The 24,260-nt window shown below is 70.8% G+C and carries 24 protein-coding genes; 15 read left to right on the forward strand and 9 right to left on the reverse strand.

The window, feature by feature from the left end:
- Positions 1–6 precede the first annotated feature (6 nt).
- From AB852_RS08030 to AB852_RS08055, 6 genes are all read left to right on the forward strand, one after another.
- The gene (locus tag AB852_RS08030; protein ID WP_073784910.1) at positions 7–870 is read left to right on the forward strand and encodes an immunity 49 family protein; all 864 of its coding nucleotides are present in this window, start codon (positions 7–9) and stop codon (positions 868–870) included.
- Positions 867–1,553, forward strand: a complete 687-nt coding sequence (locus AB852_RS08035) for a hypothetical protein (protein WP_245876636.1) — start codon at positions 867–869, stop codon at positions 1,551–1,553. Before AB852_RS08030 ends, AB852_RS08035 begins: the two co-directional genes overlap by 4 nt.
- Positions 1,550–2,416 (forward strand): immunity 49 family protein, encoded by an 867-nt coding sequence (locus AB852_RS08040; protein WP_245876637.1) that lies wholly within the window; start codon positions 1,550–1,552, stop codon positions 2,414–2,416. Before AB852_RS08035 ends, AB852_RS08040 begins: the two co-directional genes overlap by 4 nt.
- The gene (locus AB852_RS08045; protein ID WP_073784914.1) at positions 2,413–3,099 is read left to right on the forward strand and encodes a hypothetical protein; all 687 of its coding nucleotides are present in this window, start codon (positions 2,413–2,415) and stop codon (positions 3,097–3,099) included. Before AB852_RS08040 ends, AB852_RS08045 begins: the two co-directional genes overlap by 4 nt.
- On the forward strand, positions 3,096–3,962 hold the full coding sequence (locus AB852_RS08050) for an immunity 49 family protein (protein ID WP_073784916.1): 867 nt from the start codon (positions 3,096–3,098) through the stop codon (positions 3,960–3,962). Before AB852_RS08045 ends, AB852_RS08050 begins: the two co-directional genes overlap by 4 nt.
- Before the next feature lie 158 nt (positions 3,963–4,120).
- Positions 4,121–5,215 (forward strand): TolB family protein, encoded by a 1,095-nt coding sequence (locus AB852_RS08055; protein WP_073784918.1) that lies wholly within the window; start codon positions 4,121–4,123, stop codon positions 5,213–5,215.
- A 55-nt stretch (positions 5,216–5,270) separates the two neighbouring features.
- Here AB852_RS08055 and AB852_RS08060 read toward each other — a convergent pair whose 3' ends face one another.
- Complete coding sequence (locus tag AB852_RS08060) at positions 5,271–5,708, reverse strand: VOC family protein (RefSeq protein ID WP_073784920.1); 438 nt, start codon at positions 5,706–5,708, stop codon at positions 5,271–5,273.
- A gap of 99 nt (positions 5,709–5,807) precedes the next feature.
- On the opposite strand from AB852_RS08060, the gene AB852_RS08065 reads away from it, so the two are divergent.
- Entirely contained in the window at positions 5,808–6,593 is a 786-nt protein-coding gene (locus tag AB852_RS08065) for a hypothetical protein (protein ID WP_079184356.1), read from the forward strand.
- A gap of 318 nt (positions 6,594–6,911) precedes the next feature.
- Here AB852_RS08065 and AB852_RS08070 read toward each other — a convergent pair whose 3' ends face one another.
- The 6 genes from AB852_RS08070 to AB852_RS08095 form a co-directional block, all read right to left on the reverse strand.
- A complete protein-coding gene (locus AB852_RS08070) occupies positions 6,912–7,640 on the reverse strand; it encodes a hypothetical protein (RefSeq protein WP_073784922.1) in 729 nt (242 codons plus the stop codon).
- Positions 7,637–9,850: a SulP family inorganic anion transporter gene (locus tag AB852_RS08075; RefSeq protein ID WP_245876638.1), complete on the reverse strand. Its 2,214-nt coding sequence runs from the start codon at positions 9,848–9,850 to the stop codon at positions 7,637–7,639. The genes AB852_RS08070 and AB852_RS08075 overlap by 4 nt, the downstream gene beginning before the upstream one ends.
- Positions 9,851–10,242: 392 nt before the next feature.
- Positions 10,243–10,845 (reverse strand): carbonic anhydrase, encoded by a 603-nt coding sequence (locus AB852_RS08080; protein WP_073784924.1) that lies wholly within the window; start codon positions 10,843–10,845, stop codon positions 10,243–10,245.
- Between the two features lie 580 nt (positions 10,846–11,425).
- Positions 11,426–12,085 carry a response regulator transcription factor gene (locus tag AB852_RS08085; protein ID WP_073784926.1) on the reverse strand — a complete coding sequence of 220 codons (660 nt, stop codon included), beginning with the start codon at positions 12,083–12,085 and terminating at the stop codon, positions 11,426–11,428.
- The gene (locus tag AB852_RS08090; RefSeq protein ID WP_079184428.1) at positions 11,988–13,589 is read right to left on the reverse strand and encodes a sensor histidine kinase; all 1,602 of its coding nucleotides are present in this window, start codon (positions 13,587–13,589) and stop codon (positions 11,988–11,990) included. The genes AB852_RS08085 and AB852_RS08090 overlap by 98 nt, the downstream gene beginning before the upstream one ends.
- A 47-nt stretch (positions 13,590–13,636) precedes the next feature.
- Positions 13,637–14,116, reverse strand: a complete 480-nt coding sequence (locus AB852_RS08095; protein ID WP_073784930.1) for a hypothetical protein — start codon at positions 14,114–14,116, stop codon at positions 13,637–13,639.
- Positions 14,117–14,615: 499 nt separating this feature from the next.
- On the opposite strand from AB852_RS08095, the gene AB852_RS08100 reads away from it, so the two are divergent.
- The 3 genes from AB852_RS08100 to AB852_RS08110 all read left to right on the forward strand — a co-directional run bounded on the left by AB852_RS08100 (position 14,616) and on the right by AB852_RS08110 (position 17,139).
- The gene (locus tag AB852_RS08100; protein WP_073784932.1) at positions 14,616–15,629 is read left to right on the forward strand and encodes a DUF5954 family protein; all 1,014 of its coding nucleotides are present in this window, start codon (positions 14,616–14,618) and stop codon (positions 15,627–15,629) included.
- Positions 15,630–15,912: 283 nt separating this feature from the next.
- Complete coding sequence (locus AB852_RS08105; RefSeq protein WP_237542706.1) at positions 15,913–16,431, forward strand: MarR family winged helix-turn-helix transcriptional regulator; 519 nt, start codon at positions 15,913–15,915, stop codon at positions 16,429–16,431.
- Between the two features lie 123 nt (positions 16,432–16,554).
- Positions 16,555–17,139 (forward strand): NADPH-dependent FMN reductase, encoded by a 585-nt coding sequence (locus AB852_RS08110; protein ID WP_073784934.1) that lies wholly within the window; start codon positions 16,555–16,557, stop codon positions 17,137–17,139.
- 69 nt (positions 17,140–17,208) lie between these two features.
- On the opposite strand, the gene AB852_RS08115 is transcribed toward AB852_RS08110, so the two are convergent.
- Together AB852_RS08115 and AB852_RS08120 are read right to left on the reverse strand one after the other, a co-directional pair.
- On the reverse strand, positions 17,209–17,418 hold the full coding sequence (locus AB852_RS08115; protein WP_073784936.1) for a DUF397 domain-containing protein: 210 nt from the start codon (positions 17,416–17,418) through the stop codon (positions 17,209–17,211).
- Between the two features lie 43 nt (positions 17,419–17,461).
- Positions 17,462–17,674, reverse strand: a complete 213-nt coding sequence (locus AB852_RS08120; RefSeq protein WP_073784938.1) for a DUF397 domain-containing protein — start codon at positions 17,672–17,674, stop codon at positions 17,462–17,464.
- A 1,110-nt stretch (positions 17,675–18,784) separates the two neighbouring features.
- Between AB852_RS08120 and AB852_RS08125 the strand changes: the two genes are divergently transcribed.
- The 5 genes from AB852_RS08125 (at position 18,785) to AB852_RS08145 (ending at position 24,079) form a co-directional block, all read left to right on the forward strand.
- Complete coding sequence (locus AB852_RS08125; protein ID WP_073784940.1) at positions 18,785–19,252, forward strand: MarR family winged helix-turn-helix transcriptional regulator; 468 nt, start codon at positions 18,785–18,787, stop codon at positions 19,250–19,252.
- A 250-nt stretch (positions 19,253–19,502) separates the two neighbouring features.
- The gene (locus tag AB852_RS08130; RefSeq protein WP_079184357.1) at positions 19,503–20,351 is read left to right on the forward strand and encodes a helix-turn-helix domain-containing protein; all 849 of its coding nucleotides are present in this window, start codon (positions 19,503–19,505) and stop codon (positions 20,349–20,351) included.
- Between the two features lie 260 nt (positions 20,352–20,611).
- Positions 20,612–21,736, forward strand: coding sequence for an iron-siderophore ABC transporter substrate-binding protein (locus tag AB852_RS08135; RefSeq protein ID WP_073784942.1), 1,125 nt, complete (start codon positions 20,612–20,614; stop codon positions 21,734–21,736).
- Positions 21,737–21,805: 69 nt separating this feature from the next.
- Positions 21,806–22,888 carry a FecCD family ABC transporter permease gene (locus AB852_RS08140; RefSeq protein ID WP_073784944.1) on the forward strand — a complete coding sequence of 361 codons (1,083 nt, stop codon included), beginning with the start codon at positions 21,806–21,808 and terminating at the stop codon, positions 22,886–22,888.
- A gap of 3 nt (positions 22,889–22,891) precedes the next feature.
- Entirely contained in the window at positions 22,892–24,079 is a 1,188-nt protein-coding gene (locus AB852_RS08145) for a FecCD family ABC transporter permease (RefSeq protein ID WP_079184358.1), read from the forward strand.
- Positions 24,080–24,260 lie beyond the last annotated feature (181 nt).

The following is a 24,260-nucleotide window of genomic DNA, read 5'->3' on the forward strand; positions in this document are numbered from 1 at the left end:
CGAGCAGTGACTGTGACAGTGGTGCGCCATCGCATGGCCGGACCTGGTGACGACGAGTTCGCCACGCGTCTCTTCAATGGTGCGATCGAGCGGATCGATTGGCTTGATGAAGCTCCTGACATGATGGATACCGTCTTGAGTTCTGTCAGGGTCGCCGTCCTGGGGCGCTCCCTGGTCGATCCGCGTGCCGAGGCTCTGGAGTCCTGGTATGCGGCGGTGAATGCGATGCAGACGGGCTCGGCGGTGTTTCGGCGCGCTGCGGTCACCGAGGGCTCGGTGGAGTGCTTGATCAACCACAAGGTGCGTACGCTGCCCGCCACGGGGCCGTTGGCGTACGCCAACGTGGACACGTGGTTGACGGCGTTCTTCTTCGCGATCGTGTGCCGTGATCAGAAGCGGATGGCAGAGCTGGCGGAACTGCCATTGGATGTTTTGCGCACATCAGGTGCGGCGCATGAGGAGTACCTCTATCACTGGGTGGGGGCGCTTCAGGCATACTGGCTGCGCGACCAGGCGCGCATGGTGGAAGAACTCTCGGCGACATTCGCGAAGTCGCATCCGGATGCACTCCGTATCGCAGGCCGGGACTGGGTGCAGCGTATTTCGTATCCGCCGGTGAATTTGTTCTACCGGTTCCTGAATCGTGATCACACCGGGTTCCATGAGGCGCTGGTGGAGGCGCTGGAGTTGCACAAGGCGTACTGGACGGCGGACGAGGAGCGTGAGGAAGACTTGGACGGAGTGTTCTCCCTCGGCATCCTCGCCATGGCCTGCCTCGCGTACGACGGGGACTTCCCGCTCGGTGTGGAGTCGGACTACATCCCGCATCACCTGATCACGCGTGACTGGCTGGGCGAGTTCCCCACGTGAGCTACCCGGTCAAGGCTGAACAGGGCGGGGCCGTGCGTACGGTCGTTCTGGCCCGTGCGCCGGAGCCGGTCGCTTCGTGGGTGTGGGACCTCGATGACGTCAGTTCCGGCGGCCTCCAGCCCGCGTTGGAGACCGCCGCCCGGATGGCGGCGGTCCTCTCCGGGCACGGCCTCTTGGAGCCGGACGGGCTGGAGTGGGGCTGGTTCGCGGTCGGCAGGGGCGGGATCGGAATACGGACCACGCTGTCGCTTCCTACGGTTGAGCCGGACAGCACGGAACTGGCACGCAAGGTTCTCCAGTGCAGGCCGGTTGGCTTCGAAGCCGCTCATCCCACGAGCATCATCGTCACGGGCTACGGCGAATGGCATGACGAGGAGGGTTCCCCTCGCAAGCAGTCGCGGTTGGTGGAGCTGTCCGTGGTGCCCAACCAGATGGGCCCCGCAGCCGAGGTGTCGGTGTTCCATGACATCTGGGGAGACTGCGATTTCCAGGGCCACCCGCACCCGGAGCTGTACAAGCGCAACGCACCCCGCTTGGCCGCCGCGCTCAAAGAGCTCGATGACCTGCTCGGTGTGGCCTGCGAACCTGGCGAGCCCACGTACTTCGGCAACTCGGAGGGCTACGGCGTCGCCCCAGCGGATCTGATCGACGGCCTGGGCCCGGACCTCACGGACCGCCTGTGAAACCGATTTCCGTGAAGCGTCACCGTTCGATGGTCCCGGAGGAAGAGCATTTCGCGCGGAGCTTCCTTCCTGAATCCATCGAGGAGATCGAGAGGCTGGAAGCGTCACCCGGGATGATCGACCTGTTCTGGGGAAACGCGCAACTCGCAGTTGAGGCGCAGAGCCTGATCGATCCGCGCGCGGCGAAACTGGAGTCCTGGGAAGCGGTGGTAAACGCCATGCAGATGAGTTCGGCGGTGTTTCATCGGGCTGCGATCACCGAGGGCACGGTGGACTGCATGATCCATCACAAGGTGCGCACGCTGCCTGCGATGGGGCCCAAGCCGTTCGTGAACTCCGACGCGTGGTTGACGGCGTTCTTCTTCGCGATTGTGTGTCGTGATCAGAAGCGGATGACGGAGCTGGCGGAGTTGCCGTTGGATGTGTTGCGGGCTTCGGGTGCCGTGCATGACGAGTATTTGTTGCATTGGGTGGGCGCGCTTCAGGCGTACTGGCTACGCGATCAGCCCCGTCTGGTGGCTGAGTTGTCGGCAACGTTCGAGAAGTCCCATCCGGATGCTGTACGTGTCGTTCCTCGGGACTGGCTCCAGTGGATGGCGTATCCGCCGGTCAATCTGTTCTACCGGTTTGTGAACAGGGATCACGCAGGATTCAATGAGGCGTTGGCGGAGGCGCTGGAGTTCCACAAGGCGTACTGGACCGCCGATGAGGACCGCGCGGAGAGTATGGCGGGGGTGATGGCGCTCGCACCTCTCGCCATCACCTGTCTCGCGTACGACGGGGACTTCCCCATCGATGTCGAATCGGACTACCTGCCCCACCACCTGATCGCCCGTAGCTGGCTGGGCGAGTTCCCCACATGAGTCACCCGATCAAGGCTGAACAGGGCAGGCCCGTGGGTACATTCGCCCTGGCGCGCGCGCCTGAACAGGTCGCTTCGTGGGAGTGGTGCCCCGATGGTCTCTTCACCGTGGGGCTTCTGCCCGCGTTGGAGCTGGCGGAGCAGATGGTGGCGGTCCTCGCCGAACATCGTCTGCTCGTGCCGAGCGTACTGGAGTGGCACTGGTACTCAGTGGGACAAGGCGGGGTCGGTGTGACGACCAGGTTGCCTCTGCTGACACCGTCGGTCGGCGGTGCCGAAATGGCCCGGCGCGTCCTTGGGTGCAGGCCCGTCGCCTTCCCCACGGCTCAGCCGGCCGACATCCTGGTGGTCGGGCACGGCGAATGGCTCGATGAGGGAGGCCGCGCCCACCAGGTACGGCGACTGGTCGAACTGACCGTGACACCCGACGAACTCGGCCCTTGCGCCGAGCTGGCCGTGTTCCACGACATCTGGGGCGAGTGCGACTTCCAGGGGCACCCGCATCCCGAGTTGCACCAGCGCAACGCTCCCCGTCTCGCCACCGCGCTCCGTGCGCTGGACGACACTCTTCGCGTGGCCTGCGCGCCCGGTGAACCGACCTACTTCGGCCGCGCTGAGGGCTATAGCGTCGCCCCGCCGGATCTGATCGACGGCCTCGGCCCGGACCTCACGGACCGCCTGTGAAACCGGTTTTCGTCGAGCGTCACCGTACGGCAACAGCCGAGGACCAGGAGCACGCGGGCAAGCTGTTCCAGGGGTCGCTCAGGCGCATTGACTCGTTGGAAGACTCGCCCGACATGATCAACTTCTCTTGGGGTTACGCCCAAAATGCCGTGCTGGGGCGTTCCTTGGTCGATCCGCGTGCTGAGGTGCTGGAGTCCTGGTGCGCGGTGGTGAGTGCGATGCAGGTGGGTTCGGCGGTGTTCCGCCAAGCAGCGGTCACCGAGGGTTCGGTGGACTGCTTGATCCATCACAAGGCTCGTACGTTGCCCGCGACAGGGCCCGTCCCGTACGCCAATGCACCGAACTGGCTGATCGCGTTCTTCTTCGCCATTGTGTGTCGGGATCAGAAGCGGATGACGGAGCTGTCCGAGCTGCCGTTGGACGTGCTTCGGGCTTCTGGTGCCGTGCATGACGAGTACTTGTTTCATTGGGTGGGCGCGCTTCAGGCGTACTGGTTGCGCGATCAGGCCCGCATGGTGGATGAACTCTCCGCGACGTTCGAGAAGTCGCATCCGAGCGCGCTCCGGGTCGCCGGCCGTGAGTGGGTGCAGCGGATTTCTTATCCGCCGGTGAATCTGTTCTACCGGTTCGTGAAGCGGGATCACGCTGGTTTCCATGAGGCGCTGGTGGAGGCGCTGGAACTGCACAAGGCGTACTGGACCGCCGACGAGGACCGGGAAGAAGACCTCGACGGGGTGTTCTCGCTCGGCATCCTCGCGATGGCGTGTCTGGCGTACGACGGGGGCTTTCCGGTCGGTGTGGAGTCGGACTACATCCCGCGTCACCTGATCACCCGTGACTGGCTGGGCGAGTTCCCCACCTGACGGGTGCGGCCTCCGGCCGGGGCGTGTAACGCTTCCGCGCGGCCGGGACCGGCCCTGTCGATACGTCGTGTGACGCATTGACCCCGTAGCGCCATCGCGGTTGCATGGTCATGGTCCTCCGGTAGGGAACCGGAGGGGGAGACCTGCATGGGGGAAACATGAGGGGTAACGCGAACCGGAGCTTCACCTTACGTATGCGGGCCGTGCTGAGTGCGGCGGTCGTGGTCTGCGCGGTGACGGCGGTGCTGCCCGGGGCCGCCGTGGCGGGGACCGCGGGGGTCAGCACCGTCGGGGTCGAGAGGATCAGTGTCGCGCCTGACGGCACCCAGGGGGACGGCGACTCCGTCGGCGCCTCCATCACGCCCGATGGCCGCCATGTCGTCTTCTCGTCGTCGGCGCTGAACCTCGCACCCGGTACCACCACCGGAGGTGACAAGGCGTTCGTCCGCGACCGGCAGACGGGGCAGACCCAGCAGATCGGGCATCTGAGCCTGCTCGCGCCCCCGGTGATCAGCGGCGACGGACGGTACGCCGCCTATCCGGTGCCGTGGTTCAACAACGTGCGGATTCGCCAGTACAAGCTGAGTACAGGAGGGACAGCCTCCACCAACTGCCTTGCGTACAGCTGTGATCAGCCGGACTTCAGCACGACCGGCCGCTACATCGCCCTGGTCGTCAGGCAGCCCTCGGTCGGCCAGCGGGTCGAGGTCCATGACGACAGCACCGGTGTCAGGGAGACCGTCGCCACCCTCGGCCACGCCCAGGCGCCCAAGCCGTCGCTCAGCGGTGACGCCCGCTATGTCGCCTACCAGGACGCCGCGACGCAGGACGTCTTCGTGCGGGACCGGACCGCCGGCACCACCACGGGGCCGGTCGAGGGGCCGTCCGTGGCGGCGGCACTCGTGCAGCTCAGCGACGACGGCAGCAAGGTGGTCTACCTCTCGGGCACGGACACCTACGTCCACGACGTGGCCTCGGGCACCGCGCAACTCGTGCCGAACGTGAAGGGCGTGGCCATCGATCCCACCGGCCGGTATCTGCTGTACGCCCCGACCGGCACGACCGGACCGTCGCTCACCTTGCGCGACCTCCAGACGGGCACCGACGAGATCGTCTCGGACCAGCCCGCGTCGGCCAGGACCGACGCGGTCAGCACCGGTGGGCGTGAGGTGGTGTTCCACTCCGCGGCCACCGACATCGTGCCCGGCGACACCAACGGCAAGTCGGACCTCTTCGTCCGCACCCTCTACTGACAGGCCCGGCCGCCGCACGCTCCGGGTGCGGCGGCCACGGCCGGAGGGCGGCCGTTCAGTCGAGGCAGAACTCGTTGCCCTCGATGTCCTGCATCAGCTGGCAGGACTCGTTGACGCCGTCGGCGCGCAGCAGTTGCCCGCGTACCGCGCCGAGCGGGATCAGCCGTACGCATTCGGCCTCCAGCGCGGCGAGGCGTTCCTCGCCGACGAGCCCGGTGCCGACCCGGACGTCGAGGTGGACCCGGTTCTTGACGACCTTACCCTCGGGAACGCGCTGGAAGAACAGCCGCGGACCCGCACCCGAGGGATCGGCGCACACCGCGAACGCCTCACCCCGGTGTCCGGGGGGCGCCGTGCGATCGAACTCGGCCCAGGTCGCGAATCCCTCCGGGGGCGGCGGGGTGGTGTACCCGAGCACCTCGGACCAGAAGCGGGCGACGCGCTCGGGTTCCGCGCAGTCGAAGGTGATTTGGACCTGCCTGATCGACGCCATCCGTGCATCGTAGGGGTGGGTCCCACGTCGTGCCATGGGATTTTCTCCCGGAGGGTGCGGCGGGGCGTCGCGACGGGACGCGGAGGGGGAGGTGGACCGGTGGGACGAGGTGGGGCGGTCGGGCAGGGCGGGCCGGGCTCCGGTGAGGTGCGGGGTGAGGGTCCCCGTGCCGCGCTCGACCGGCTGCGGGCCGTGGACCAGGACGACTGGGAGCGGGCGTACGCGCACCGGTGGTCGCGGGCGTTGCTGATGCGTGAGCACATGCGGCGGGCCGCGCTATGGGCGGACGCGTACGGGGTGCCCGAGCGGTGGCCGTTCTTCGATGTCGCGGAACTCGCGCGGCCGGGCCTGCGGCTGGGCGCCGGCCTGGCGGCCGAGGCGGACGCGTTCGCGGCGACCCTCGCTCCGCGCGGTCTGGGGGTGGTGTGCCGGGCGGCGGTGCGGTGGGCCGCCGTGGGGTCCCGGGGGCTGCCGGAACTGCCGCATCCGTATGAGCCCGTTGTCACGCTGTTCGGGCGGGGCGGCGGGTACTCCGTCGGCCAGATGATCGACCTCGACGGGATCAGCGTCCCGTACGGGAGTTTCGCCGGGAGTCTGGCGCTGGAACCGTTCGTCGCGCTGGACGCCCGGGTGCTCGACATGCTCGACGCGACCGCGGGCGAGCGGGTCACGTACTACGCCGACGCGGCCGGGCCCGGCGCGCTGGTGCTCGCGCGGCTGCGGACGGCGTCCGGTGCGGGCGGCGAGGTCCATGAGGAGGTGCTGGTGCCCGGTACGGGGTCCTGGGTGCCCGCGGACTTCCTGCGCGGTGGGCGGACCCGCGCGGTCGGGAAGATCACCACCTGTCAGGCCGCGTCCGTGATGCGGTCCCTCCTGCCGCGTTGAGCAGCGCTCGCGCCGGGTGTCGGGCCCGCGCACACGGCGGTGGCGGCGCGCACCGGAACGCCCGTACGCGAGGCGCCCGCACAACAGCCCCCGCACAACAGCCCCCGCACAACAGCCTCCGTACAACAGCGCCCGTACAACAGCCTCCGTGCAACAGCCCCCGCACGGGTGCCCCCGCACGACAACCGTCGTACGAAAGCCCGCCCGCACAAGGGCGCCGGAGCCTCCCATGGGCCATGGGGGAGGCTCCGGCGCGGGCCGGTCGGTCGGCGGTGTCCGACCGGCGGGGGATGGGCACTTGAGCGGAGGAGGGTCCGCTCAACCCCCTTGTGCCGCTTTGGCTTCAGTCTGGGCCGCGGCCCGTAGTGCTTCGAGCCGGGCGGCGGCTCCGGCGCGGTCCCTGCGGGGGAGCGGGTCCGCGGCGGGCTCGTCGGTGCGGGTTCCGGTGGGGCCGGCCGCCGGACCGGTGGCGGCCGGTCCGGCGGCGGTCTTGGAGGCGGTGTCCGGTGCCGGGCGGCCCGCGCCTGGCGGGTCGGGGTCGGAACCGTCCGCCGGGCGGGAGTCCCGGCCGGCGGCCCGGGGCCCCCGGGCGGCCGGGACGGTGGTCCCGTGGCCGCCCGGTGCCCGGACCCCGTGGTGCTGGGGGGCGTGCGGACCCGGGGGGGTTGTCGGGTCCGCACGGGTCTGGTGGAGGTCGGCCGGGTGGTGTGCCGGGGCCTCAGGGTGGTGCGGGTGGGTCGGACCCGAGGGCCGCCCCGCGGGAGCGGGATGGGACGGTCCCGTGGAGTGCGGGTGACCCGAGGCGGCGGACGGCCTGGTGGGCGAGGCCGGGGGCCGGGCGTAGCGGTGCGAGTGGCGTGGAGTGTCGCGGTTCACGGGGGACGGGATTCCGTTCAGGACGGTCCCGGGGGCCGGGGCCGCGTCCGGCTTCGCCTCATGGCGCAGCTCAGGGCAGTTCGCGTCCTGGCAGGCCGTCAGAATCGTGTGGAGTGAGCGCAGGAGCAGGAACAGTCCGTCCTGCTCGTCCGCCGTGAGCCGCTGCTTCATCGCCGGCTCCCCTCGCCGTGGGACTGGGCGGCCCATTCGTCGCCGGGGCCCCAGTAGCCACCCGCCGGAGGCGGCCCCTGGTAGGGCGGCGGCGGAGGCTGGTTCGGGTCGTACGGCGGCGGGGGCTGCTGCTGGTACTGCGGGTGCATGGCGGCCTGCGGGTGCGGCTGCGGGATCGGGTAGCCCTGCGGCGGCGGGTACGCGGGGTGCTGGTAGTGCGTGTGCTGCGGGTGGTGGGCCTGTCCGGGGTGACCGGCGTAGCCGGGCTGCGGGTAGCCGGGGTGCGGCTGGCCCGGGTGGTACGCGTAGGGCGGTCCGTAGTGCTGCGGGTGCTGGCGGGCGTAGCCGCCGTGCGCGGGGTGCCCGTGGGCGTAGCCCTGGGCCATCGTCTGCTGGTACCCGGCCTCGGCGTACGGGCGGGAGCGCTCGTGCGTCGGGGGCAGGGTGTCCGTGAAGTCCGAGGCCGACGGCGCCTGGTGGCCGTTCGGGTAGGAGTCGGACGCGTGGTCCTGCGCCGTCGTGGCCGCGGTGCCGGGTCCGGCTCCCACGCCCGCGGGGACGTTGGGGAGTTCAGCGGTGACCTCGACCTCTTCCGGCGCGGTCGTGACCTCTTCCATCTCCTCGACCTCCGCGCTCTTGTCACCCGGCAGCCGGATGTCGACGTGGAGCGCGCCGGCCTTCTTGCGCTGCTCGCCCCACTCCTCGATCTGGCTGCGGCAGGCGAGGTCCAGATGGCCGAGCCGTGAGGCGTCGACGTGCACCCGGGGGCGGTCGGAGATGGCTTCCAGGGCCTCGATCAGCCGGGGCAGCCGCAGGAAGGTGGCGTTGCCGCGCAGTTCCAGGCGGCCGGTGTCACCGGTGATGGTCTGCTTGATGCTCATGTGCGACATGCGCAGGGCGATGAGGACCACCGCGATCGCGAGGCCGGCGAGCACGCCCTCCAGCAGGTTGGCGAAGAAGATGGCGGCCGTGGTGATGAGCATGACGATGCCCTCGCCACGGTCGGTCTTCCACATCTTGACGAACGCCGGCGGGTTGAAGAGCTTCCAGCCCGCGTGCAGCAGGACACCCGCGAGGACGGTGATGGGGATCAGTCCGAGCAGGCCCGGCAGCAGCAGACCGAAGCCGAGCAGCCAGACACCGTGCAGGATGCGGGACAGCTTGGTCCTGGCGCCCGCGTTCACATTGGCCGCGCTGCGCACGATCACCGCGGTCAGCGGCATTCCGCCGACCACACCGGAGGCGGCGTTGCCGACGCCCTGGGCGAAGAGTTCCTGGTTGTACTTGGTCCGGGGTCCCGTGTGCATACGGTCCACGGCCGCCGCGCTGAACAGCGACTCGGCCGACGCGATCACCGTGAAGGTGATGATCATCATGATGACGGCGGGGTCGAAGATATGGGTCATGTCGCCGGGGCTCACGAAGTTGAGCGCTTCCAGCATGTTGCCGAACTCGACCTTCTTCACGCCCTCGAAGCCGGGGAGCGCGGCGATGATGCAGCCGAGGACCACCGCGATCAGCGGTGCGGGCACCTTGTTGAGCGGCTTCGGCACCTTGTACCAGACGAAGCAGAGCACGATCGCCATCACGCCGAGGCCCAGGGCCGCCAGCTTGGTGGGGCTGCCCGCGACCGCCTCGACGAGGTCCGGCATTCCGCCGACGTTGGTCAGCGGGGTGCCGTGCTGCTTGGAGTCGACGACGGCGTAGATCTGGCTGAGGATCAGGGGCAGGCCGATACCGGCGAGCATGCCCTGGACCACGGACAGCGAGATGGACTGGAAGAGTCCGCCCGCCTTCAGCACACCGAGCAGCATCTGGACGAGGCCGCACATCAGGACCACGGGGCCGAGCATCCCGGTGCCGTGCTCGCTGACGAACTCCAGTACCAGGACCGCGAGTCCGGCGGCGGGGCCGGACACCTGGAGGGAACTGCCGGGCAGGAAGCCCACGATCAGGCCGCCGATGATGCCGGTGACGATGCCGAGGGCCACCGGGACACCGGAGGCGGCGGCGACACCGATGCACAGGGGCAGCGCGACCAGGAAGACGACGATCGACGCCATGAAGTCGGTACCGAGGGCGTCCTTCATGGCCGGCTCGGTGTTCTTCGGGAGGCCGCCACCGCTGCCCTCTGGACTGCTGGGCTCGGAGCCGGCGCCCCGTCGCGCGTGGCGGCCGTTACTTCCCGGGTGTATTCGTTCAGCAGACATGTCGATCGATCCTTTCGCCGCTTCCGTCCGCCGGCCTGGGGGTGCGCTTGGGGTACGCGGGCCTGGCGGACGGATGCGTCCGTGGGGGGTGGGGTGAGGGGTCGGGACCTGTGGGGTGCGGGTCCCGGGACCGGCGCGGGGCCGGTTCTCCATCGGCACACGGGGTGAAGCGTCGGGGTTCCGGTACGGGACGGTGGCGCCGTTCGCACGGGAGTGCTGTCCGGGCCGTCCGTACGGGGCGCTGGGTCCGTCCCGTACCGGGTTGTGCGGGGCCGCGGGTGCCCCGCCGGAGCCGGGTCGTGTCCGGGGTCCTCACGGACCGGTCGGGGGTGCCTGAGCCCTGGCGCCTCGACCGGTCCGTGCGGGGCCCGAGAACCGGCCCGGCTCCGAGCTCAGTGGCAGTGGAACGCGCCGTCGTTCTCGTCGAGTTCGAACACCTGGGCGGTGTCCACCCGGTAGAACCAGCCGTGCAGCTGCACCCGGCCGTCGGCGATGGCCGCGTGGACCTCGGGGTAGCCGCGCAGGGTCTCCAGCTGGGCCACGACATGGGCCTGGACGAAGTTCGTCAGGGTCAGGTCCTCGGGCGGGGTACCGAGGATGGGGGCCAGACCCGGGCGGGCGAAGGAAACCCACTCCGCTACGCTCGGCAGAGCCGTCAGGTCCTGCTCCTTGGCGACCGCGGCGATGGCCCCGCAGTGCGAGTGTCCGCAGACGACGATGTCCTGGACCCGGAGCACGTCGACCGCGTACTGGAGAGTGGCCGCCTCACCGGACTGCCGCCCAGGCCGGTAGGGGGGGATGATGTTTCCCGCGTTGCGCAGCTCGAAGACCTCACCGGGCGCGGAGCCCATGATGAGCGAGGGCACGATCCGCGAGTCGGAACAGGTGATGAAGAGGGTCCCGGGGCTCTGGCCGGCAGCGAACTGCTGGTAGGTCTCGCTCTCGGGCGCCATGCGCTGCTGAAAGGTCCGCGCGTTGTCGAGAAGCTTCTTCATGGCGTGCTCCTGGCTGATCCAGTGACCTCCGCAGCGAACGGCCTTGGTCGCTGCGGGAGTTGGGACAACCGGGGGTGGTTGTCTTGGCCCGGAAGCATGCGGGTAGGTGATGAGTCGGCTGTGAGATCGCCGTGAGAGAGCTCTCACCTGCTTGATAACGATGTCGGAGCGCGTCCGCGCACATCTGAGTGGGCACTTGTCGCTGGTATGTGCGCACGGCCAGGTGGGGCACGTCGGGAGTTCCCGCGCAGAACGCGCAGAACGCGCGAAAGCCCGCCGATGGGGCGGGCGATGTGCGGGCGCGGGCCGTGGGAATGGCTCGCGCGCGCCGGTCCCCGGGGCCCCGGGAGGGGGCGTGCCGGTGGGGTCGGAGCCCCCGGCCGGGGTCGCCGGGTTGGGGGTCCTGGGGCCTCGGGGTCCGGTGGGGTCGGTCCGGAGGGGGTGGGGGTTGCGGGGGTGTGCGGGGTCGGGCGTCCTGCGGGGGTTCCTGGTTCCGTTGTTACGGGGGGTGTGTGGTGCGGGGGTGTACAGGGGGTCGGTGGTGCGGGTGGTGCGGGTGGTGCGGGTGGTGCGGGAAGGGTCAGGCGCGGAGCCGGTAGCCCACCCCGCGTACCGTCTCGACCCGGTCGGGGCCGAGCTTGCGGCGTACGTACCGCACATACACGTCCACGATGTTGGACCCGGGGTCGTAGTCGAACCCCCAGACCCGGCTGAGGAGCTGCTCGCGCGTCAGCACCTGGTCGGGGTTGCGCATGAACACCTCCGTCAGCGCGAACTCCCGGGCGGACAGCTCCGCGACCCGCCCGTTCACATGGACCCGCCGGGTGCGCAGATCGAGGACGAGGTCCCCGGCCCGCAGCAGCGAGCCCTCCGGCCCGCCCTCGGCCCGCAGCCGGAGCCTGACCCGGGCCAGGAGTTCCTCGAACGCGAACGGTTTCGACACATAGTCGTCCGCGCCCTGTTCGAGCCCGGCGACCACGTCGGACACGCTGTCCCGCGCGGTCAGGATCACCACCGGCAGCGTGACGCGCAGTTCGCGCAGTTTGCGCAGAACGGTGAGACCGTCGACCGCGGGCAGTCCGAGGTCGAGGATCATGAGGTCGCAGTTCCCGGCGCGGGCGTGTTCATAGGCCGACAGGCCGTCACCCACCACTGAGGTAGCGAACCCATATCCCCTTAAGCCTCTTTCCACGAAAGAGGCGATTCCCGCTTCGTCCTCCGCTATGAGGATCCGATGCATGCTGTCCTTCCTCCCAGGGGTAGTAAGCCGGAAGATCGAGGACGAAACGGGCCCCGCCCGTCTGGGCGTCCTCCACCCAGGCGGTGCCGCCGTGCGCTTCGGCGATCTCCCGGACGATGGCCAGTCCGAGCCCGATACCCGTGCCCGCCTGACCCGAACCCGTCTTCTTGGCCGTGCCGACGAGATTGGCCTGAGCGAACCGGTTGAAGATCCGTTCCTTGTCCATCGGTCCCACACCCGGCCCGGTGTCACGGACCCAGAGCAGAATCCGTTCGTCCCGGACCGTCGACCCCATCTCGATGAGGTCGCCGTCGAGCGTGTGCCGTACCGCGTTGGCGGCGAGCTGGATCAGTCCCTGGGTGAGCCGCTGCCCGTCGACGAGGACCGTGGCCTCCGCCACGGCCGCGACGCGCCAGTGCCTGTTGCCCAGGGCGCGGGCCTTGGCGACGACGTCCACGATCAGATCGGTCAGATTGGTCTCACCGATACTGAGGAAGTCGGGGCGCTCCGCCTTGGCCAGGGTCAGCAGATCGTCCACGATCCGGCTCATCCGGTCGAGTTCGTCCAGGACCAGCGCACGGGTCGCCGCCCGGTCCTGCTCCCCGAGTTCGCCGATGCCCTCCGGCCACGGCTGCCAGGAGTCCAGCACCGGCACCTGGCTGCCGTCCCAGCCGGACGGACCCACACCGCGCGCACCGCCGGCCGGGACGCCGTCCATCAGTTCCAGATGGCCCCGGATGACGGTGATGGGGGTGCGCAGTTCATGGCCCACCTCGTCCAGGAACCGGCGCTGCGCGGTGAACGCCTGCTCCAGCCGGTCGAGCATCCGGTTGAAGGTGTGGGCGAGGGCCGCGACGTCGTCATGGCCCCGGACGTCCAGCCGCTGGGTCAGATCGGACTCGCTGATCCGTGCGGCGGTCTGCCGCACCAGCCGGATCGGCGCGAGCACCCGTCCGGCCACCAGCCAGCTCGTCATACCCGCGAACACGAGCGCGCCGAGTCCGGTGGCGAGCAGCATCTTGGCCACCCAGCGGACCTCGGCGAGCTGGCGGTCCCGGAACTCGATCAGGACCAGCCGGACGTCCCGGGTGTCCCCGGCGACGCGTACCGGGACCACGCCGTAGCGGACCCGGCCCTCCGAGGTGTCCAGCCACCCCGTCTGGGTCTTGGTGCTGCCGAGCATGGCCAGTTTGCGGACCACGTCCGGGTTCTCGTCCAGTTTGATGGGCGGGTCGACGCCGCTGCGGCGGTCGGCCCGGCCGTCCACGATGCTGAAGTAGGTCTCCTCCCGGTTGGGCAGGTTGTTGGACATGAAGTCGGTGAGCAGCGCGGCGCCGTCGGTGTAGGGCTGGCCCGATTCGCCGCGGCCCTTCCCGGCGAACGCGCGGAGGTTGTCCACCTCGTGCAGCAGCTGCTCGTCCACGCGGGCGTCCATCTGGGCCTGCCACAGGACGGTGATGGCGACGGTGGGTGCCGCGATCGCGGCACCCACCAGGAGCATCATCCAGCCCACGATTCTCGACCGCGCGCTGGCCGTGTGCTTGCGCACCGCTAGTCGTCCCCTCCTTCTTCCTCGTCACCGTGACCCTCGCCGCGGCCGCCGTCCTCGTTGTCGTGGTCGCGCTCCTCCTCGGTGGGCGGGAAGCCCGGCCGGTGGCTGCTCTGGGGCGGGGTCGGGACGGGCACGGGTCTGCCTCCGGTGGGCCGGACGGATGCCGGGGGTGGTTCGTCCTCCTCGTCGGTGGCGTCCGGGACGGTGTTGGGCGGGGTGGTGGCGCCGGGGGTGGTCGTGACGGTGACGGTGGGTCGAGGGGGGGTGGGCAGTGGGGTCTTCGGGCCCTGCGGTGAAAGGGGGGGCGGCGAGACCGTCTGCGACGGGGTGACAGCGCCGGCCTCGGGTCCGCTCACGTCGATCACGGGCCCGAGGTCAAGGGGCTCGCTCCCGTCCACGAGGGCCCGGCCGGTCACCATGCCGACGCCCGCCAGGGTCGCCACCACCGTGATCGCGAGATTGGCCTTCCTGAGTTTCATAAGGAGAGTGTCCAGTCCAATCAAAGGGGCGACGGAAAGAGGAGAGGATTCTCATGTCGTGCCGTGCCCCGGCACCAACGGGGCTTTTCCTCCTGGGTGCTTCGGTGTTCGTGGTCGTTGCGGTCGCGTGCGGAACTGCTCGTTCTTGGGGTCTTGCCGGGATGAGATACGTGGTGGGCGAGGTAACTGCTCAGTAGCCGGACGGATCGGTGTGCAGATGCGTACACCTGCCGTCCGTCGTCCGGCGGGCGGAGGATGGCATTCCGGTCCGGCTCCCGCCCCTGGTGGTTCGTCCCGGTACGGGGTGATCCGTGAGGGTCGGTGTGAGAGCTCGCTCACGGGTCCCCGGCGGGGCCTTCACCCGGGCCCGGGTCCGGCCCGGACGCCCTGGGCGCTCGCCGCATCCGGCAGGCGCGCGGACCCGGTCGTGCGGCGGACAAGTCCGGTCGGTTGCGTCGATCCGGGCGGACGGCGGCCCCGTCTTCAGCACAATGTGCGCATGGGCGATGACTGGAAGCGACAGCTCGACCGGATCCATGAGGGACTGGTCCGGCGCGACGATCCGGCGGAGTGGGTGACCGAGGCCGACGCGGTGGAGGCGTCCTACCGCTACCCGAATCTCCTGCTGCGCGGCCCGGTGTTCGGGCTCGCCGTCCAGGAACCGGCCGACGCGCCCCGCTGGCGGGTGCTGACCGAGGTCACCTGCGGCAGACCCCAGGAGGCCCGGGACTCGCTCAACTCCCATCTGTGGTTCCAGGCCAAGGACGACACCGACGACCCGGAGGTGCGGCGCGAACTCCTCGCCGCGGTCGCTCTGCTGGAACGTGAACCGGTGGACGAGGTCCGGGCGGCGGGCAGCCGCTACCGGGTGATCCGGGGCGACGAGTTCGCGCGCGGCGGCGACGACGGGCTGGAGCCGCCCCGCCCCACCGACCCCGAACCGGCCAAGCGCTCCTGGGAGTTCACCCCCGACGCCAGGCCGTCCGAGCTGGGCATGCCGCTCGACCCCGGACGGGAGCAGGGCCTGATGACCGGGGCCCTCAAGCTGGCCCTGCGCGACTTCAGCTACTCGGGCACGGGGTTCCCCGACGGCATGCTGCGCGACAGCGTGTCGGCCGTGCGCACCCATCCCGAAGTGGCGCTGCTGCCGGTGGCGTTCTGCGTGGTGGAACGCCTGGACGGACGGTGGCGGCCCCGGTCCGCGCTGGTGCCGACCCCGCACGACGCCCGCCGGGTGCTGAACGACGGGCTGACCGATTTCTGGCCCCGGATGACGGGCCTGGACGAGCGGGGCCGGGCCGCCTACGCGCGGGCCGCCGAGCGGTTCCGGGCGGCGGAGCGCGCCGACGAGGTACGGGTGGGCGACGAGATGTTCCGGGTCTGCCGGATCGAGCGGATGGTGCGGTGCGGCGCGGACGGCCCCGAGGGCCCCCGGCCGTCCGACACCGACTCCCACCCGCCGGAGCGCATCCATCCGCCGATGGCGGCGGACGGCACGATCGACTACTCGTAGTGACCCGTCGGAGGTTTGCCGGACCCGCCCCGGAGGGAGGCGTTCGCGGTGGTTCCGGCCGCCTCCGTGTTCCCGTTTGTGCGGGGAGGGCGGTGTGGGCCGTGGCCGGGCGGGGGGTCGCGGCCCTTTCTGTTGTGTGGTGATCGGCTCTGGGGCGGCGGGGCCGGTGGGGCGCGTGGGTGGGAATAGTTCCCCGGGGTGTGGCGCTGTAGGCTCCGAGATTAATTGAACGATGAACTATATTGGTCCGAGCACACCGCCGAGCAGCTCCCAGGAGGTCCCCATGGAAGGCATGAGCGCGCCCCCGCGGCCCGCCGTGGCCGCGGCGGACCCCGACCGGGAGGCCCAGCGGACCATGCGCTCCTTCCTCACCGCCGCCCGGCTGCTGTCCGAACAGCTCGGGCACGAGCTGCGGCGCGAGGGCGGCATGTCGCAGATCCACTACGAACTCCTCGACTGGCTCTCCGAGGCCCCCGGACTGCGGCTGCGCATGAACGAGCTGGCCCGCCGCACCGGCGTGTCCGCCAGCAGGCTCTCGCACCTGGCCGACAGACTGGAGCAGCGCGGCTGGATCGAGCGCGCCGAGGACCCCGGCGACCGGCGGGCGCTGCTCGCCCGGCTCACCCCCGCGGGGCGCGTCGCGCTGGAGGAGGCCGCGCCCTGGCACGCGGACTGTGCCCGGACCCGGCTGCTGGACCACCTCAGCGCGGACCAGCTCCGCCGGCTGCGGGAGATCAGCGACCAGCTCAGCGGCCGGCTCACCCTCCCCGAGCCGCGCGGCACCCCGCCGCCCGGCCCCTGACCCCCACCGGGTCCCCCCGAACCCCGGCGGTCCGCCCCCAGCGGACCGACCGGTCCGCACACCGCAGGAACCCGCGCGGCACCCACCGCCGCGACACCCGATACAAGGAAGCAAGGCATATCTATGACCAGGATCGCCATCGTCATCGGCAGCACCCGCCCCGGCCGCGTCGGTGACACGGTCGCCCACTGGGTGCACGAGATCGCCTCGAAGCGGACCGACGCCGAGTTCGACGTCGTGGACCTCCGCGACATCAAGCTCCCGCTCCTCGACGAGCAGGCCCCGCCGTCCTTCGGCCAGTACGCCAACGACCACACCCGTGAGTGGTCGACGCTCGTCGACTCCTACGACGGCTTCGTGTTCGTCACGCCGGAGTACAACCACTCCACGTCCGGCGCGCTGAAGAACGCCATCGACTACCTGTACTCGGAGTGGAACAACAAGGCCGCGGCCTTCGTCGGTTACGGCAGCGCGGGCGGCTCCCGCGCGATCGAGCACCTGCGCGGGATCATGGCCGAGGTCCAGGTCGCGACCGTCCGCAACCAGGTGATGCTCTCGCTGTTCACCGACTTCGAGAACTTCACGACCTTCACCCCGCAGCCCGTGCAGGTCGACGCGGTCGGCCCGATGCTGGACCAGCTCATCGCGTGGAGCGACGCACTCCAGCCCCTCCGCGACAAGACGAAGGCCCAGTCCGCCACCGTCTGACCACCCCCCGAGGCCCCGCCGCACTCCCGTACCGGGCAATGCGACGGGGCTTCGCCCGTCCCCGGCCGGTCAGGCGGTGCCGAGCGTTCCGCCCTTGACACCGGTCACGAAGGCCGCGAACGCGGTGGCGCGGACGTTCAGTACGGGTCCGCCGGGGCTCTTGGAGTCGCGGACGGGGACGATGCCGTTGGCGGACACGTGTGCGGGCGCCCACTCGACACATGTGCCGCCGTTGCCGCTGTACGAGGACTTGATCCAGTTGTGCGGTTCGGTTGTCACGGGGTGCCCTTGCGACGTTGCGGTGCGTGGGGTGCCCGGCTGGTCATCGTGTGCCGAGCGTTCCGTCCTTGACGCCGGTCACGAAGGCCGTGAAGGCGTCGGCGGGGATGTCCAGCACGGGTTCGCCGGGGCTCTTGGAGTCGCGCACGGGGACTGTGCTGTTGGTGGCCGCGTGTGCCGGTGCCCACTCGACGCAGGAACCGCCGTTATTGCTGTAGGTGGATTTGACCCAGAGGAGGGAGGGGGATTCGGTCATCGCGGGGTGCCCTTTCGTGCCTCATCGGTGATGGTCACGGATGCCGTTTGGGAGAGCGATTCGACCTGTAGTTGATGCTAGGCCCTTACCAGCGGCAGCACGGAAGTAACCTCGCGTTCCAGATGTCCGTGGGTGTGCGACTCAACGTAGGAGACGGCGGACCGGTCATGCGGCGTAAGTAAGTTGATCAGCCGGTCGAACGGGCGGCGCTTCCCCAGGCCGAACGTGTTCGTCCTTCCGCCTTGAGGGCCAGCGAGACGTGGGTGGCGGGAGCCGCACCGGCAGCTCGACGGGCTACGGGACACTCTTCGGGCCCGCCCGCCCCGGCGGTGATCTGCGGGTCGCCTTCGCTTGGGCCCCGGGTTTCCTGTGCGTGGCGTACTTGTCCCCGTGCGGGTCGTTCGTGGGTGCGCAGTTCCCCGCGCCCCTGAGGTGCTGCCCCCTTGCGGTCGCTCTCCGGGTGCGGGTCGCCCTCGTTTTCGCGCAGTTCCCCGCGCCCCTTTGGGGGCGCCCACCTGGGGCTGTCGTCCGTCTGCGGGCCGACGTCAGCCCGGGGCCGGGGTTCAACCATCCTCCTCGCGGACTCGCGCTGCTGCGGGAGGGGGTGGGCGGGAATCTCTGCCCGCAGACTCCGATGCTCTTCAGTCCGACCACTGGACGTCGTACCGAGCGCGTTGGAGCGAGGACGGAGAATCCCGACCGGCACCGACCCGAAGAACAGACAGAACGCGCCCCAAAGGGGCGCGGGGAACTGCGCGAAACCCACGAGCGACGGCACAGGGACGAAGTGCGCCCAGCCGGACGGACCTGGGAAGCGCAAGCGAAGGCGACCCGTGGGGAACTGCGCGAAACCCACGAGCGACGGCACAGGGACGAAGTACGTCCACCCGGACAGACCTCGGAAGCGCAAGCGAAGGCGACCCGCGGGGAACTGCGCACCCCACGAACGACGGCACAGGAACGAAGTACGTCCACCCGGACAGACCTCGACGGCCGGCCCAGCGACCCAGCGGCGACAGGACTTCGTAAGATGTGTGCGCACGCATGAAATGTGGGCGGAGTTGGCTATAGTCACGCAGGGACAAGGAGTCGACTGGAGGGGAGGCCGGGATGTCGGCCGACGACCGTGCCGCAAGCCTCCGCGAGTTCGACCGGTGGCGGCGGCTGACCCTGATGGTGGGCCGGTTCAACCAGTCCATGGAGCGGATGCTCGCGGACGAGTTCCAGGTCTCCCTCCCGGAGGTACTGGTGCTCGTCGAGCTGCGGCACGGCCCCACCCGGGGCACGCGGGTGCAGGAGCTGTCCGCCGCGGTGGGCCTCGACCAGTCGTCCATGAGCCGGCTCGTCACCCGGCTGGAGAAGAAGGGGCTCACCGCCCGGGTCAGCTGCGAGCACGACCGGCGCGGCGTCTACTGCGCCCTGACACCCGAGGGCGCCGACCGCGGCGAGCGCGCCGAGGCCCGCTGCCGTACGGAGCTGACCGCGCTGCTCGACGCCGCCGCCTACGACGACCGCTGGGCCGCCCTGGTCACCCGCCTCCGCCACCAGGGCCCGACCGCCCCCACCCCGACGACGTGACCCGGCCCCGTCGCGTCACCCCGAAGCGGCGCGAGCGTAAACCCTCGAACGAGCCGCACGGGACCAGGTGCGCCGAGCGCGGACCACTCAGGGGCGCGGGGAACCGCGCAACCCACGGACGGCCCGCACGGGAACGGAGGACGTACGGCCGGCCCGGAACCGTGAGGCGCGAGCGAAGGCGACCCGTCCCGGCCGCCTGAGGGCCAGGACGTACGACCGGGACGGTATGAGGTTAGGTTACCCTAAGTTCATGTCGGTTGCTCATGTGTCCGGTCCCGCGCTCGCCGGGACGGCCCCGCCCCTGCCCGTCCGCTGGGCCGCGCCCCCGGCCGGCGGCGCCGTGGTGCGGCCGCCGTACCTGCTCACCACCGCCGTCTTCGACGGCGGCGACGGACCGCTCGACGTGGAACCGCACACCCACAGCGACGGCCTTCTCATGTGGCCGCACGCCGGGCCCCTGACGCTCTACACCCCCACCGGCGTGCGGCGGCTGATACCCGGGCAGGGGGTGTGGATACCGCCGGACGCCCCCCACGCCGCCACCGCCGACCCCGGCAGTTTCGCCTGCTTCACCTATGTGGCCCGCTCCGCGATCCCCGCCACCTGGACCTCGTCACGGTCGATGAAGGTGGGACGCGCGCTCCAGGAGATGCTGCTCCACCTCAACGCCACCGCCATGCCGGACGACCTCCGGCTGCGTACCCAGCGGGTCATCCTGGAGATGCTCCAGGACGACCCCCGCCCCGTCCCCGAGGTACCGCTCCCGGCGGACTGGCGCATCCAGGCCCTCGCGGACGACGTACTGCGCGATCCGGACAGCGACCGCTCCGTCGAGGAATGGGCGGCGCGGCACTCGCTCAGCGTCCGCACGGTCAACCGGGCCTTCGGCCAGGACCTCGGGATGTCGTTCACCCGCTGGCGCGCGCTCGTACGGATGTCCACCGCGATGACCATGCTCGCCCAGGGGCACCCGGTGAACCTGGTGGCGCACCGCTGCGGCTACTCCACGACCAGCGCGTTCAGCGCCGCGTTCCGCCGGGTCACCGGCGCCAGCCCGACCGAGTACCTCCGCGAATGCGCCGTACCCGTGCCCCCGTGACCCGGCCCCCACGGTCCGGCCGCCCCGGACCCGGCCGCACGGCACCTGGCCGATTCGCGACGCACCCTGGCCGGGCCGCGACGCCCGCCGGTCACGGCGTTCCCTAGCGTTGAGCCAGGTGAGGGTTACCTCACCTGGCCCGTACGGAGGGCGGCGGACCGTCCCCGTGCCCGGCCGCGCGCGTACGTCCCGCACCGCTGCGACGGCGCCCCCCTGTCGCCGTCGCGCCGCCCCCGCGGTGCGCAGAACCTAGGAGAACCATGTCCCTACCCACGGCCGTGCCGACGGCCGCCGCACCGACCCGGACGCCCCGCCGCGCCAGGGTCTGGACCCGTGCCGCGGGACTGGCGGTCGCCGCCGCCCTCGTCCTCACGGGCTGCGGCGGAGGCAGCTCCGCGGAGGGCTCCGAAGGGGACGGCAAAGCCGCCGACAAGAGCGCCGCCGCGTTCCCGGTCAGCATCAAGCACGCCCACGGCACCACCAAGATCACCGAGAAGCCCAAGCGCGTCGTCGCCGTCAGCTGGATGAACCAGGACATCGTGACCGCCCTCGGTGTCCTCCCCGTCGGGGTCGACAAGCAGTGGGGCGGCGACAAGGACGGCCACACCCCCTGGTTCCGCACCGCCGCGGAGGGGCTGGGCGGCGAACTCCCCGAGACCCTGAACTACGGGGACTCCGGCGAGATGGACTTCGAGCAGATCCTGTCCCTCGACCCGGACCTGATCGTCGGCCTGTACTCCGGCATCACCGACGTCGACTACAAGCGGCTCACCGAGATCGCGCCCACGATCCCCTACCTGAAGCGGCCCTACGACGGCGGCACCTGGCAGGACATGACCCGCACCATCGGCAAGGCCCTCGGCGAGAACACCAAGGCCGAGCAGCTGGTCACGAAGACGGAGACCGTGCTCGCCGGCGTCGCCAAGGAGAACCCCCAGTTCAAGGGGAAGACCTTCACCTACGGCACCGCCCTCACCCCCGGCTCCACCGAAGCCGGTCTGTATGTCGACTACGACCCCAGGGTCCGGCTGCTGAACGAGATGGGCTTCGAGAACACGCCCTCCCTGGACGTCATCAACGCGGGCGTCAAGGGCACCAACTTCTACGGCGGCGTCAGCCTGGAGAAGCTCGACACGGTCAAGGCCGATGTCTTCGTCGGCTGGGCCTACGACCCCAAGGAGGTCCCGTACTCGCTGAAGGACCCCCTCTTCAAGCGCTGGAAGCCCATCGCGGAGAAGCGGTACGCCTTCGTCGAGACCGCCGAACTCGGCATGGCCGTCAGCGCGCCGACCGTGCTGTCGATCCCCTGGGCCATGGAGCGGTACGTGCCGCTGCTCGCCGACGCCGTCGCGGGCAAGGGCAGGTCCGACACCCAGGGCTCCTGACCCGTCCCCAGGGCTCCTGACCCGCCCCGACATCCGGTCCACCCCGCACAGCCACCACGAGGATCACCCGTGACGACCGCATCACCTCCCGGTGGGAACACCATCGCGCGGCGTGCCGAGCCAGGCCCGTACTCCGGTACGGGCCTGGTCCCGCGCCACCGGCACCGCTTCCTGGTCCTGCTGGCCGCCCTCGCGCTGCTGCTCGCGATGTCCGTCCTCAGCCTCATGGTCGGCGCCCGCGCCATCGCCCCGTCGACCGTGTGGGACGCGCTGTTCCACTTCGACGTGTCCGTCGACGAACACGCGATGGTCCGCGAGCTGCGGCTGCCGCGCACGGTGATCGGACTGCTGGTGGGAGCCGCGCTCGGGCTGTGCGGGGCGCTCATCCAGGCGTTCACCCGCAACCCCCTCGCCGACCCCGGCGTCCTCGGCGTCAACGCGGGCGCCGCGTTCGCGGTGACCTTCGCCGTCGCCGTCCTCGGCCTCACCGACCCCGCCGCGTTCGTCTGGTTCGCCCTCGCCGGGGCCTTCGGGGTGACCGTCCTCGTCTACACCCTCGGCTCGCTCGGCGCCGACCGCGCGACCCCCGTGAAGCTCACCCTCGCCGGTGTCGCGCTCACCGCCGTGTTCAGCGGACTGACCTCCGCCCTCACCCTCAAGAGCCTGGCCACCCTCGACATCATGCGGTTCTGGGGCGTCGGCTCCATCGGCGGGCGCCGCCTCGACATCCTCACCGTCGCCGTCCCCCTGATCGGCGTCGGCATCCTCGTCGGCCTGCTCACCGCCCGCTCCCTGAACGCCCTCGCGCTCGGCGACGACAGCGCCCGCGCCCTGGGCGTGCCGATCGGCGTGACCCGGGTCGCCGTCGTCCTCTCCGTCACCCTGCTCGCCGGGACGGCCGTCGCCGTCGCCGGACCCATCGCCTTCGTCGGACTGATGGTGCCGCACGTGGTGCGCTGGTTCACCGGCCCCGACCAGCGCTGGATCCTGCCCCTGACCCTGGTCGTCGCCCCCTCCTTCCTGCTGGCCGCCGACATCGTCGGACGGATCGTGCTGCCCAACGGGGAACTGCGGGTCGGCCTCGTCACCGCCCTCGTCGGCGCGCCCGTCCTCGTCGCCCTGGTCCGGCGCCGCAACGTGAGCGGACTGTGAGCGATGAGCACCCACCCCACCCGGAAGCGTGAACCCGCCGTGACCCCCGCCCCGCACCCCGGTGAGCCACCCGCACCCGTCCGGGACACGGACACGCCGGACCTCACCAAGCGACCCGTACCCGCCCCCGGCCGGGGCGAGCCGCCCGCGCACGTCGACTTCGGCCGCACCACCTGGGCCTGGCGGCGGGCCGGCACCGCGCTGCGCGTGGACCGCCGTTCCGTACTGGTCTGCGCCGCCCTCGCCACCGCCGTCCTCGTGCTCGGGGTGCTGACCCTCGGCACCGGGTCCATCTCCCTGAGCCCCGGCCAGGTCGTGACCGCGCTCCTCGACCCGGACTCCGACCGGCGCGCCCGGCTCGTCGTGGTCGACTGGCGACTGCCCCGGCTGCTGTTCGCCCTGATCTGCGGGGCCGCGCTGGCGGTCAGCGGCGCGATCTTCCAGTCGCTCACCAAGAACCCGCTCGGCTCCCCCGACATCATCGGCTTCTCGTCCGGCTCCTACGCCGGGGCCAGCGTCGTCATGCTGCTCCTCGGCTCCGCCAACTACCTCGCCGTCGGCGCCGGATCACTGGTCGGCGGGGCCGCCGCCGCCCTGCTGGTGTACCTGCTCGCGTACCGCGGGGGACTGCACCCGTTCCGGCTCATCATCGTCGGTATCGCCGTCGGCGCCGGACTCAGCTCCATCACCTCGATGCTGCTGCTCTCCGTCGACCCCCAGGCGGCGATGCTCGCCGCCACCTGGGCCGCCGGGTCGCTCAGCGGTCTCGGGTTCACGGAACTGGGACCCGCCGCCGTCGGCTTCGTCGTCCTGACGCTCTGGTCCGTCCTGGTCGTACGGCCCCTGGTCCAGCTGGAGATGGGCGACGACGCGGCCGTGGCCCTCGGCGTCCGCGCCCACCGGGTACGGCTCAGCGCGACCCTTGTCGGGGTGGCGCTCACCGCGCTGGTGACGGCCGCCGTCGGGCCGATCGCGTTCGTCGCGCTGGCCGCCCCGCAGATCGCCCAGCGGCTGACCCGGAGTTCCACGACGCTGCGGATCGTGCCCGCCGCGCTCACCGGGGCGCTGATCCTGGTCACCGCCGACTACGCCGCCCAGCGCCTTGAGCTGCCGGTGGGGGTGGTCACCGTCTGCGTCGGCGGGCTCTACCTCGCCTGGCTGCTCGCCCGGCAGTACGCGACCCGCCGATGAAGCCCGCCCCGCCGCCCGCACCGCCCTCCCGAGGACCCCAGATGCCGCCGAAGACCGACCACCCCGGCCCGGACCCCGCACCCGCGCCGGACCTCATGACACCCGCGCCGGAACCCGTACCCGCGCCGGACCCCGTACCCCGGCCGGAATCCACGGCACCCGCCCCGGACCCCGTACCCGC

Source organism: Streptomyces uncialis (assembly GCF_001905345.1).
Taxonomy (GTDB): Bacteria; Actinomycetota; Actinomycetes; order Streptomycetales; family Streptomycetaceae; genus Streptomyces; species Streptomyces uncialis.

Bases quoted from the DNA above. Each gene is read 5' to 3' on its own strand.
- AB852_RS08080 (WP_073784924.1), bottom strand. From the start codon at position 10,845: ATGAAGAAGCTTCTCGACAACGCGCGGACCTTTCAGCAGCGCATGGCG.
- AB852_RS08060 (WP_073784920.1), bottom strand. From the start codon at position 5,708: ATGGCGTCGATCAGGCAGGTCCAAATCACCTTCGACTGCGCGGAACCC.
- AB852_RS08070 (WP_073784922.1), bottom strand. From the start codon at position 7,640: ATGAAGCAGCGGCTCACGGCGGACGAGCAGGACGGACTGTTCCTGCTC.
- AB852_RS08120 (WP_073784938.1), bottom strand. From the start codon at position 17,674: ATGACCGAATCCCCCTCCCTCCTCTGGGTCAAATCCACCTACAGCAAT.
- AB852_RS08145 (WP_079184358.1), top strand. From the start codon at position 22,892: ATGAGCACCCACCCCACCCGGAAGCGTGAACCCGCCGTGACCCCCGCC.
- AB852_RS08095 (WP_073784930.1), bottom strand. From the start codon at position 14,116: ATGAAACTCAGGAAGGCCAATCTCGCGATCACGGTGGTGGCGACCCTG.
- AB852_RS08100 (WP_073784932.1), top strand. From the start codon at position 14,616: ATGGGCGATGACTGGAAGCGACAGCTCGACCGGATCCATGAGGGACTG.
- AB852_RS08045 (WP_073784914.1), top strand. From the start codon at position 2,413: ATGAGTCACCCGATCAAGGCTGAACAGGGCAGGCCCGTGGGTACATTC.
- AB852_RS08125 (WP_073784940.1), top strand. From the start codon at position 18,785: ATGTCGGCCGACGACCGTGCCGCAAGCCTCCGCGAGTTCGACCGGTGG.
- AB852_RS08130 (WP_079184357.1), top strand. From the start codon at position 19,503: ATGTCGGTTGCTCATGTGTCCGGTCCCGCGCTCGCCGGGACGGCCCCG.
- AB852_RS08135 (WP_073784942.1), top strand. From the start codon at position 20,612: ATGTCCCTACCCACGGCCGTGCCGACGGCCGCCGCACCGACCCGGACG.
- AB852_RS08090 (WP_079184428.1), bottom strand. From the start codon at position 13,589: ATGATGCTCCTGGTGGGTGCCGCGATCGCGGCACCCACCGTCGCCATC.
- AB852_RS08105 (WP_237542706.1), top strand. From the start codon at position 15,913: ATGGAAGGCATGAGCGCGCCCCCGCGGCCCGCCGTGGCCGCGGCGGAC.
- AB852_RS08085 (WP_073784926.1), bottom strand. From the start codon at position 12,085: ATGCATCGGATCCTCATAGCGGAGGACGAAGCGGGAATCGCCTCTTTC.
- AB852_RS08110 (WP_073784934.1), top strand. From the start codon at position 16,555: ATGACCAGGATCGCCATCGTCATCGGCAGCACCCGCCCCGGCCGCGTC.
- AB852_RS08055 (WP_073784918.1), top strand. From the start codon at position 4,121: ATGAGGGGTAACGCGAACCGGAGCTTCACCTTACGTATGCGGGCCGTG.
- AB852_RS08075 (WP_245876638.1), bottom strand. From the start codon at position 9,850: ATGTCTGCTGAACGAATACACCCGGGAAGTAACGGCCGCCACGCGCGA.